The organism is Thermosipho affectus, assembly GCF_001990485.1.
GTDB lineage: Bacteria > Thermotogota > Thermotogae > Thermotogales > Fervidobacteriaceae > Thermosipho > Thermosipho affectus.
Genome location: NZ_LBFC01000017.1, coordinates 1 through 8,835 on the forward strand (window position 1 = coordinate 1; position 8,835 = coordinate 8,835).

12 protein-coding genes are annotated in these 8,835 nt (G+C 31.6%); 6 read left to right on the forward strand and 6 right to left on the reverse strand.

Annotated elements, in window-relative coordinates:
- The coding region (locus XJ44_RS04240; RefSeq protein ID WP_198927379.1) for a PD-(D/E)XK nuclease domain-containing protein at nucleotides 1-221 on the forward strand (221 nt) is incomplete at its 5' end.
- 173 nt (nucleotides 222-394) lie between these two features.
- On the opposite strand, the gene XJ44_RS04245 is transcribed toward XJ44_RS04240, so the two are convergent.
- On the reverse strand, nucleotides 395-820 hold the full coding sequence (locus XJ44_RS04245; protein ID WP_077198177.1) for a hypothetical protein: 426 nt from the start codon (nucleotides 818-820) through the stop codon (nucleotides 395-397).
- Between the two features lie 25 nt (nucleotides 821-845).
- Entirely contained in the window at nucleotides 846-1,226 is a 381-nt protein-coding gene (locus XJ44_RS04250) for a hypothetical protein (RefSeq protein ID WP_077198178.1), read from the reverse strand.
- 428 nt (nucleotides 1,227-1,654) lie between these two features.
- Here XJ44_RS04250 and XJ44_RS04255 point away from each other — a divergent pair, with 428 nt between their 5' ends.
- Nucleotides 1,655-1,861, forward strand: a complete 207-nt coding sequence (locus XJ44_RS04255; RefSeq protein ID WP_198927380.1) for a GIY-YIG nuclease family protein — start codon at nucleotides 1,655-1,657, stop codon at nucleotides 1,859-1,861.
- Between the two features lie 193 nt (nucleotides 1,862-2,054).
- Here the strand turns inward: XJ44_RS04255 and XJ44_RS04260 are convergent, their stop codons facing one another.
- On the reverse strand, nucleotides 2,055-2,387 hold the full coding sequence (locus XJ44_RS04260) for a HepT-like ribonuclease domain-containing protein (protein ID WP_077198179.1): 333 nt from the start codon (nucleotides 2,385-2,387) through the stop codon (nucleotides 2,055-2,057).
- On the reverse strand, nucleotides 2,377-2,688 hold the full coding sequence (locus XJ44_RS04265; RefSeq protein ID WP_077198180.1) for a nucleotidyltransferase family protein: 312 nt from the start codon (nucleotides 2,686-2,688) through the stop codon (nucleotides 2,377-2,379). Before XJ44_RS04265 ends, XJ44_RS04260 begins: the two co-directional genes overlap by 11 nt.
- Before the next feature lie 353 nt (nucleotides 2,689-3,041).
- Between XJ44_RS04265 and XJ44_RS04270 the strand changes: the two genes are divergently transcribed.
- On the forward strand, nucleotides 3,042-4,190 hold the full coding sequence (locus XJ44_RS04270) for an ATPase (RefSeq protein ID WP_077198181.1): 1,149 nt from the start codon (nucleotides 3,042-3,044) through the stop codon (nucleotides 4,188-4,190).
- A 169-nt stretch (nucleotides 4,191-4,359) separates the two neighbouring features.
- Here the strand turns inward: XJ44_RS04270 and XJ44_RS09500 are convergent, their stop codons facing one another.
- Both XJ44_RS09500 and XJ44_RS04280 read right to left on the reverse strand, forming a co-directional pair.
- Nucleotides 4,360-4,521 (reverse strand): type II toxin-antitoxin system HicA family toxin, encoded by a 162-nt coding sequence (locus XJ44_RS09500; protein WP_158071827.1) that lies wholly within the window; start codon nucleotides 4,519-4,521, stop codon nucleotides 4,360-4,362.
- Between the two features lie 70 nt (nucleotides 4,522-4,591).
- Complete coding sequence (locus XJ44_RS04280) at nucleotides 4,592-4,819, reverse strand: type II toxin-antitoxin system HicB family antitoxin (RefSeq protein ID WP_077198184.1); 228 nt, start codon at nucleotides 4,817-4,819, stop codon at nucleotides 4,592-4,594.
- Between the two features lie 238 nt (nucleotides 4,820-5,057).
- On the opposite strand from XJ44_RS04280, the gene XJ44_RS04285 reads away from it, so the two are divergent.
- From XJ44_RS04285 to XJ44_RS04295, 3 genes are all read left to right on the forward strand, one after another.
- A complete protein-coding gene (locus XJ44_RS04285) occupies nucleotides 5,058-6,446 on the forward strand; it encodes an ATP-binding protein (RefSeq protein WP_077198182.1) in 1,389 nt (462 codons plus the stop codon).
- Nucleotides 6,447-6,663: 217 nt separating this feature from the next.
- On the forward strand, nucleotides 6,664-8,025 hold the full coding sequence (locus XJ44_RS04290) for an ATP-binding protein (RefSeq protein WP_077198183.1): 1,362 nt from the start codon (nucleotides 6,664-6,666) through the stop codon (nucleotides 8,023-8,025).
- A 64-nt stretch (nucleotides 8,026-8,089) separates the two neighbouring features.
- A partial coding sequence (locus tag XJ44_RS04295; protein ID WP_158071828.1) for an ATP-binding protein occupies nucleotides 8,090-8,835 on the forward strand: 746 nt, incomplete at its 3' end.

The window sequence follows — 8,835 nt, forward strand, 5'->3', positions numbered from 1 at the left end:
ATAAAGGAAGGATAGATTTAACGGTAAGGTTTGAAGAAAAATGTTATATATTTGAATTTAAAGTAATAGAAGGGAAAGAGAAAAAGGGAGCACTAGAGCAGCTAAAAGAAAAAAGATATCATGAAAAGTATAAAGGAAAGTGCGAAGAGATATACATAATAGGAGTAGAATTTGACAAGGAAGAAAGGAATATAGCATACTTTGAATGGGAAAGAGTATGATGGCGAGATTGGCAAGGTTGGAGAGGTTGGAGTTTTCTTGTCATTCCGAGCGTACACGAGGAATCTTGTCCCTTTCTCATCCTGAGGAACGCAGTGACGAAGGATCTTAGATTCTTCAGTGCTCTTCACCTCAGAATGACAAAAAAAGAATCTCATTTCTTTTTTAGAAGTCTTTATTTACAATTTTCTCTTGCCATAGGAACAATTATGCCTATGAATATATAAAAGAAAGCTGTTGAAACTTGTATATCTAACGCAACCATTTCAAAAAATAAAACTATAGCAAAAATTCCCCATATGATTTTTTCCTTTTTTTCTCTTAATGTCAAGGTTAAGCTGGAAAACAAAAATGGCGCTGCCAAGCCAAATAAATCAAAATTTACCTTTAAACCAATGGGTAACCATATAAGCATTGAGAGAAATAATATACTATTACTGAGTAGTTTGTTTGTGTTTAGTGAAAAATTTAAAATAAGTGTTATACCAAGAATAGAAAAATAAAGCTCAAAGACTTTAGATGAAAAAAATCCAAAAATAGCTACAAAAACAAGAATAAGAATTAATATCTTAAGACTAAGAGACGTATTTGCTTTGATCATATTATTCCCCCTTAGATGCTATAAATTATTTTTCTTTCAAACTGTAATCAGCATCTATTTTCGCATCTGGATAGCTTTGTCTTAAAAATTCATAGTATCTTTTAAAAAACATTTTAGCCTTTTCAAAAGCTTTATTCCAGCTATAAGCTAAAAATTCTTTAACGTAATTAAATACCTTTGACTCAACTTCATTGTATGTGTGATCAACAAATCTTTGCACTAAATAAACACCTATCCAAATAAACGAACTTCCTATTCCTCCACCTCCATTGCCTGGGGTAAGTTTTTGATCTTCTGAGCCGTAAATAATAGTTGAACCTTTTTTAATCACATTTTGTTGTGAGAATCCATAAGTAACTAATAATAAAAATACAAATACAAAAAATAATACTATAAGTTTTTTCATAGCTTCTCCCCCATTTTAATATAAATATTTGATAATAAGAGATATTTGCAGATTTTAATTAAACTTCAAGTTATATTATACAATTTATGCAATATCATAACAATAGAAAAAAGTAATTAATATGTCACATTTTTGTTTATCAAATATTATTATTTATAAAATTCTTTTTGTTTTAAAGTGTGGGCCTGTTTCAAAAATAGTAAGAGATTAATCCAAAAGCACAAAATAGATACAGAAATATAATAAAATACTCTGGGAGTGTTTCAAAATTTTTTCTTATCACCCTAGCAAAGTTGAAGGGGATGTCATCCTGAGGAACGCAGTGACGAAAGATCTTAGATTCCTCACCCTTGCGGGTTCGGAATGACAAAAAAAGAATGTCATCCTGAGCGTAAGCGAAGGATCTTACCATATGCTAAGATATAACCATGAACAAAAAATACTTTCTTTACATTCTCACAAATTGGAACAACAAAGTTATGTACATAGACATTACAAACAACCTTCAAAGAAGGGTTTATGAACATAAGGAAAAACTTATTGATGGTTTTACAAAAAAGTATAACGTGAATAAATTAGTTTACTTTGAAATGTATGAAGATATAAAAGAGTGTATTGAACGTGAAAAAAATTGAAAGGATGGAGAAGAGAAAAAAAGAATAAATTAGTTGAATCCATGAATCCAAAATGGGAAGATTTAAGTGATAAATTATGACTTATAAGATTCCTCACACGCCCAGGTTCGAAATGACAAAAAAGAATATCATCCCGAATGCTTCTCTTCTTTTGTCAGTCCGAGCGTATGCGAGGAATCTTGTCCCTTTGTCATCAACCTCTTATAATTCTCTCTATTTTAGGTTTTAGAATTGGAATGTCTTCCACAGCCGTTTTCCATACCGCTTCTAAATCAGTTTTAAAATATCCATGAATCAAGACATCTCTCATACCCGCCATTTTTCTCCACGGAATTTCCGGATATTTTTCCCTGAATTTATGTGAAAGATTTTTAGTTGCTTCGCCTATGACTTCCATTTCTCTAATAACAGCTGACCACATCATACGATTCTTTAAAAATTCATTGTATGTTTTTCCATGCACAAAATCAAGTATAGCCTCCATTGAATCAAGTATGTGTTTAAGATATACTATGTCATTCTTCACTATATACCACCACCATTGTCGATAAAACCTTTTCTTTGATGTAATCATCTAAACCTTCAAAAGTTATTAAATCCACTTTTTCTCCTATGTTATCCTCTATTTCAAGTTTTATACCCGTAATTTCAAGAAGGCTTGGCTTTTTAAGAAACTCCACGAGGATATCTATGTCACTATTCTTTCTCCAATCATTTCTAACTCGAGAACCAAATATCGCAATTTTCTTTGCTCCATTCTTCTTTAAAATCTCTGTTATTTTTTCAAGCTTTTGTTTTTCTATATGAATCTTACTACTGGAAACCATTTTATCACCTCAAAAAATTCTATTAACAAAATACCTTTCACTGTGTAGCAATAATTTTGCTTTTCTTATTAAAAAATTCATTTAAATTATATCACATAAGATTCCTCACCCATGCGAGTTCGGAATGACAAAAAAAGGGGATGTCATCCTGAACACGTAGTGTGAAGGTGATGTCATCCTGAACGTTAGCGAAGGCTCTTAGATTCTTCGTCGTTTCACTCCTCAGAATGATAAAAAGGCTTCAACCTCGCCACTCTCTCCAACCTGTCGAACACTGTCAAACCCTGACGAACTTGTCGACGGTGTCGAATATGATATAATTTGTTTAAAGCACCAACCAGGGGGGTGTTATTGTGGGCCTTTCAGAAGTTATAAAATACATAGTAGACAAACCACTTGAATTAAAAGAAAAAAACTTACTGGTTAACAGAAGCAAAGAAATTAAGAACTTGAATAATATTATAAAATATCATCCTTTTGGCATCTTTGGAATATCCGGAGAAACTGGTATAGGAAAAACAACGGTACTCAATTTCATAAAATGTGAAAACGTCTTTTCAAAGCGCATTACACTAACCTTTAGAGAATCTGTAGAAAGTATACTGTATGATCTTCTCTATAATTTATCCAAAGGCTTGGAAAAAGACAAAAAACTTTCAAAGCTTGCAAAAGAAACAAAAGAATGGGTGATTGAGGAAGTTTCTACGGTAAAAGGATTTTCCCTTGGCATAAGCTTATACGGCTCTGCTAATACCAATCTTCAAAAAAGTAAAACGCCAAGGTTTAACTTTTTTGCTGCAAAAGAAAAACTTGGAGAGCTACTTAGGAAAATAGTCTCTGTAAAAGGAAAATTTGCACTTATTATAGACGAGTTAGATAAAGAAAGTAAAAGTGATACCCTTCAAATAGTCGATGCCCTAAAAAACGAACTTCTATTTGAAAACATAATCACAATAATGACATTACCTTATTCTATATACAGAGAATACAAATTTGATCGACTAAGATGGAACGAGTCTGGAAATTTGGAAAATATCTTCAAGGACATAATACTTCTTGAAGAATTAACAGATAGCGACATAAAAGAACTCCTTTTAAGAAGAATTCACAAATTTATGAATATCATCCCATCAGAATCCCTTGATCCAATAATCGAATTTGCCGACGGAAATCCCCGAGACGTTTTATGGATGCTTTCCAAAGTCATTTTTGAAAACATAGAAAAAGATATTCTCAAAAAAGAAGATACAATACTTACCATAAAAAAAATTACAAACGAATACCTAACCGAATTAAAACTTACACCGCTCCAAAAGAAAGCCTTTGAATTACTCAAAGACCTTACAGGAAACAGAGACGAATTCTTAACAATTTTACAGCAAAACAATATAAAACGAACAACCGCATATTCTATATTAAACACATTCATAGAACGAAAAATAATAATTACAAAAGGAACAAAACTAAAACTTTCGGGAAAATACAAATTTCTCAATTTGTAAAGCCCTTTGTCCTTTGTCGAACACTGTCAAGCCCTGACGAACTTGTCGACGGTGTCGAAAAAATTGCTGTCCCTCCACCTTTTTTATCATTCAAAAGAAGCGGGTAGGCAAAGGGGATGTCATCCTGAGCACAAGCGAATGGTCTTTTTCCTATTCTGTGTTCAATTTACTACTTGTTAAGCAGTTTTAGAAAATCTTCTTTTGTTGATCCCGTATCTTTTATAATACTAATTAACAACTTAGGATGGAGAACCTTTCCGGAATGAAATGGAACCGTTACATGTTTTCCTTTAGAATTTTTATAAATTCTATGACTACCACTTGAGCACACAAGTATAAATCTATTGCTCTATAAAAATCGAATCATTTCTTTCGATGTTGTTCGTTGCAACTTTGGCATGTTACACCTCGACTACTGTTAAAGAAATGCTTTCTGCCATCGCAATTTCCTCATTGTTTGCCAATCTATCTTCAATATATAAGCTTATGGCATCTTTTATATTTTCAAAAACTTCCTCATAAGTATCCTCCTGGGTATAACACCCTTGAAGTTCAGGACAATATGCAAAATAGCCATTTTCATCTTTTTCAATCACAACGGTAAATTTATATTTTGGGCGTTTTTCCATAATTTCAAAATTATTATACCATATCCATTCAATCATCTTTCAAGATTCCTCGTCGCTAACGCTCCTCAGAATGACAAAAACGTCCCAACACTCTCTAATCTATCCAACCTCTCCAATCTCGCTAATTTCCTAAACGGGAATATATAGTCATTACAATGACCAAATAGGTACCTATTTGGTCAATATGGTGATAAATATGGTATAATAAATTAGTAAAAACTTAAAGGAGGTGTTGTCTATGGAGTTTTCTTTTGTTCAACGGCAAAATCCATGGTGGAAGGATAAAAATTTAATAGACATAGATATGCACATAAAGAAATTTAAAAGTAGTCAATTCAAACATTTTCCACATTTTATGAAAACTCTTGAAAAATTTAAACCAGGTATCTACATATTAAGAGGGCCAAGACAAATAGGAAAAACTACCGTTTTAAAATTATTAATAAGAAAATTAATCAAATTAGGGAAAAATCCTGTTAGTATTCTATACGTTTCTTTGGATATGGTGGAAGATAATAAAGAGCTGTTAGAATTGTTGTTGAATTACTTCAACTTCATTGAAAGTTTTGGAAACAAAAAGGAAAAAACTACATACATCTTCCTCGACGAAATTTCGAGTGTTAAAGATTGGCAAAAAGCTATAAAACATCTATTTGATACGGGACTATTAGAAAACTCATTTGTTATTTTAACAGGTTCTTCTGCGTATGACCTTAAACGCTCTGCGGAAAGACTCCCTGGAAGAAGGTTGGCTGGTGTTGATATTGCTTATCTTCCTCTTACATTCAAAGAATTTGTAGAGCAAAAAAATAACGTAAAAATACGTTACAATTTTAAGGATCTTTTTCTTCTAAAGGAAAAAGAACTAAAACAATTAGCTCTCCAGCTTTCAATGTACAAAGATGAATTTACTACATATCTAAACAGCGGAGGATTCCCAAAAGTCATAAATGATTATCTTGAAAATTCCTCAATAACAGGAGAAACAATAAACACATACAAAGCCTATCTTTATGGAGATATAGAAAGATTTAATAGATCAAGATTTATAATGAACCAGCTTCTTTATAAATTCCCTCAATTAATAGGGCAAAGATTTTCCTGGAATTCGATAGCAAGTGAAATAGAAGGAATAAACTCAAAAAACACCGTAGAAAGTTACATGCAGTTACTGGGAATGAACTTTCTTATAGGAATACTGTTTTTCTATGATTTTTCAAAAAAACATATAAAACCAAAAAAGCAAAAAAAAATATATCCAATTGACACAATAATCACCAAAGTTATAGAAAACATAACAGGAGTGCAAATACAATTACCACAGCAAATCGAACAAACAGTTTTTCTACACCTTTTAAGATTTTCAAAAGAATTCTCCAATGGCCTGGTTCTTTATTCTGGACCATACTTTTGGTACTCTCAAAAAGGAAAAGAAATAGACTTTCTTATAAATGTAAATGAAAAAATTATTCCAATAGAAGTTAAATATCAGAACAAAATTTCTCATTCAGATTTTTTAACAATGAAAAAAACATTCAATAGCGGAATACTTATAACAAAAAATACATTGTTTAAAAAAGAAAACATCATTGCCTTACCCATTGAAATATTTTTATTGTTGATATAATCCTATCTTTTGCTATCCTGAACGAAGTGACGAAGGATCTTATTTCCACAACGTCAGTCATTTCAAGATTCTTCGCGCATACACACTCAGAATGACAAAAAGAGGGTTCTAACCCTCTCTAACCTTTCCAACTTTTATCAATTTGTATATTTTCTAAAGATAACTTTAGTAAATATATCTTTAGTAAATTATGGTATAATTTATTTGAGGTGGTAATATGTTCATAAACAGAGTAAAAGAAAGAAAGTTTCTTGAAAGAAAACTTTCCAGTAAAAAGGCTGAATTGATAGTAATTTATGGTAGAAGAAGAGTGGGAAAAACTTTTCTTCTTGAACATGTAGTAAGGAACGGCCTTTTTTTCACTGCAGACCTTTCTGGAAGTACCATGTTAATGAACAGATTCCTAAATGAAATAAAAGAACTCATAAATCTTCCAGAAACTCTCAGGATTAATTCCTGGGAAGAATTTTTTTCTTTTTTGAACATGGCAATTGACTTGCGAAAAGTAACTTCTATTGTTATTGACGAATTTCAATACATCCCTTATAGAGATGAAACTTTCCTATCTGTATTTCAAAGATGGTGGGACAAAGAATTTTCAAAAAAGTGTGTGAATTTCATTTTGTGTGGATCATACAGTGGTATGATAGAAAAAATAGCTCTTTCTCATAATAGCCCGATATATGGTCGCAGAACGGGGCAATACAAAATACTTCCAATGGATTTTGAGGATTCTATGAAATTTTTTAAGTTCAAAAAGAAAGAAGATAATGTTCTTGCATACGGAGTTACAGACGGTATTCCACTTTATTTGTTGGAATTTTCCGAATATACAAATTTTTGGGATGCACTAAAGGAAAAGCTTTTAACTCCTGGAGAATTCCTTGTTGAGGAAGGAAAATTCCTAACTCTTGAAGAATTCAAAAAGGATCCATCAAATTACTTTTCCATTTTAACTGCTATAGCAAATGGAAAAACTACCCCAAATGAAATAGCAAATGAAAGTGGTGTGGAGTATAAAAATATAGGTACGTATCTTGCAAGGCTCCTTGAACTTGAGCTTGTAAAAAAAGAACAACCATTCTCTTTAAAAAAACCCAGAAAAAAGGCATTCTACTACATAAACGATGAATATCTCAGATTTTTCTTCCGTTATATTTATCCCTATCAAGAAATGATATACAGAGATCTTGGAAACAGGCTCCTTGAAAAAATAAAACTCACCATTTCTCAATACGCCTCTTTCACTTTTGAAAAGATATCAAAACAATATTTAAAAAAACACATCGGTGTTGAAAAAGTAGGAAGATGGTGGGATGCTGGTAATGAAATAGATATTGTTGGCATTAAAAACAATATCCTATACATCGGTGAATGCAAATGGACAAATAAAAAAGTAGATGGAAAAGTGTTGAATAATCTTCGAAAAAAAATCCCATTTCTTTTAAAAGACCTTAAATATGAACCGACAAAAATCATTTATTATTTGTTTTCAAAAAATGGTTTTAAAGATTTAGAAGAAAATGATGAAGTAAAATGTATAGATTTAAACAAAATAATCTCCATTGATACTCTTTAACCTCGCTAGTACTGCTATTAAGTGTTAGAATATATACGTAAAGACCAAATAGGTGGTGGAAGGTATGAAGAGATTACCGATAGGGATACAAAGTTTTGCAAAACTGAGAGAGGATAAAGGTTTTTATTATGTAGATAAGACGAGATTTATAAAGATGTTAAGTGAAGAGACATCGGGATATTTTTTTCTCTCACGGCCAAGAAGGTTTGGAAAGAGCTTATTTTTAGACACGTTGAGGCAAGCATTTTTGGGAAAAAAGGAACTATTTAAAGGGTTATACCTTGAGAAGAATTGGGATTGGAGTAAAAAATATCCTGTTATCTATATATCCTTTGGAGCGGGAGTTACAAAGGATGTAAAAATACTTGAAACAAGGATGAAATACATAATAGATGATCATGCAAAAGAATATGAACTGGAACTTGAAAAAGAAGTGATACCAGATAGGTTTTTGGAGTTAATAGAAAAGGTATACAAAAAAGAGAAAGAAAAAGTAGTAATATTAGTAGACGAATATGACAAGCCGATATTAGACAACATAGAAGAAAAAGAGATAGCAAAAGAGATGAGAGAAAGCCTTAAGAACTTTTATTCGGTGATAAAAGACGCAGATGAATATATAAAATTTGTATTTATAACAGGGGTAACCAAATTTTCGAAAGCATCGATATTTTCTGGGTTGAACAATTTAAACGATATGACACTTGATCCAAGGTATGCGAGCATATGTGGTATAACGCAAAAAGAATTAGAAGAAGGATTTAAAGAGTTATTAGAAGGGGTAGACAAAGAAGAGATGAAAAAGTGGTA

Bases quoted from the DNA above. Each gene is read 5' to 3' on its own strand.
- XJ44_RS04245 (WP_077198177.1), bottom strand. From the start codon at position 820: ATGATCAAAGCAAATACGTCTCTTAGTCTTAAGATATTAATTCTTATT.
- XJ44_RS04250 (WP_077198178.1), bottom strand. From the start codon at position 1,226: ATGAAAAAACTTATAGTATTATTTTTTGTATTTGTATTTTTATTATTA.
- XJ44_RS04255 (WP_198927380.1), top strand. From the start codon at position 1,655: ATGAACAAAAAATACTTTCTTTACATTCTCACAAATTGGAACAACAAA.
- XJ44_RS04265 (WP_077198180.1), bottom strand. From the start codon at position 2,688: ATGGTTTCCAGTAGTAAGATTCATATAGAAAAACAAAAGCTTGAAAAA.
- XJ44_RS04280 (WP_077198184.1), bottom strand. From the start codon at position 4,819: ATGGAAAAACGCCCAAAATATAAATTTACCGTTGTGATTGAAAAAGAT.
- XJ44_RS04285 (WP_077198182.1), top strand. From the start codon at position 5,058: ATGGAGTTTTCTTTTGTTCAACGGCAAAATCCATGGTGGAAGGATAAA.
- XJ44_RS04290 (WP_077198183.1), top strand. From the start codon at position 6,664: ATGTTCATAAACAGAGTAAAAGAAAGAAAGTTTCTTGAAAGAAAACTT.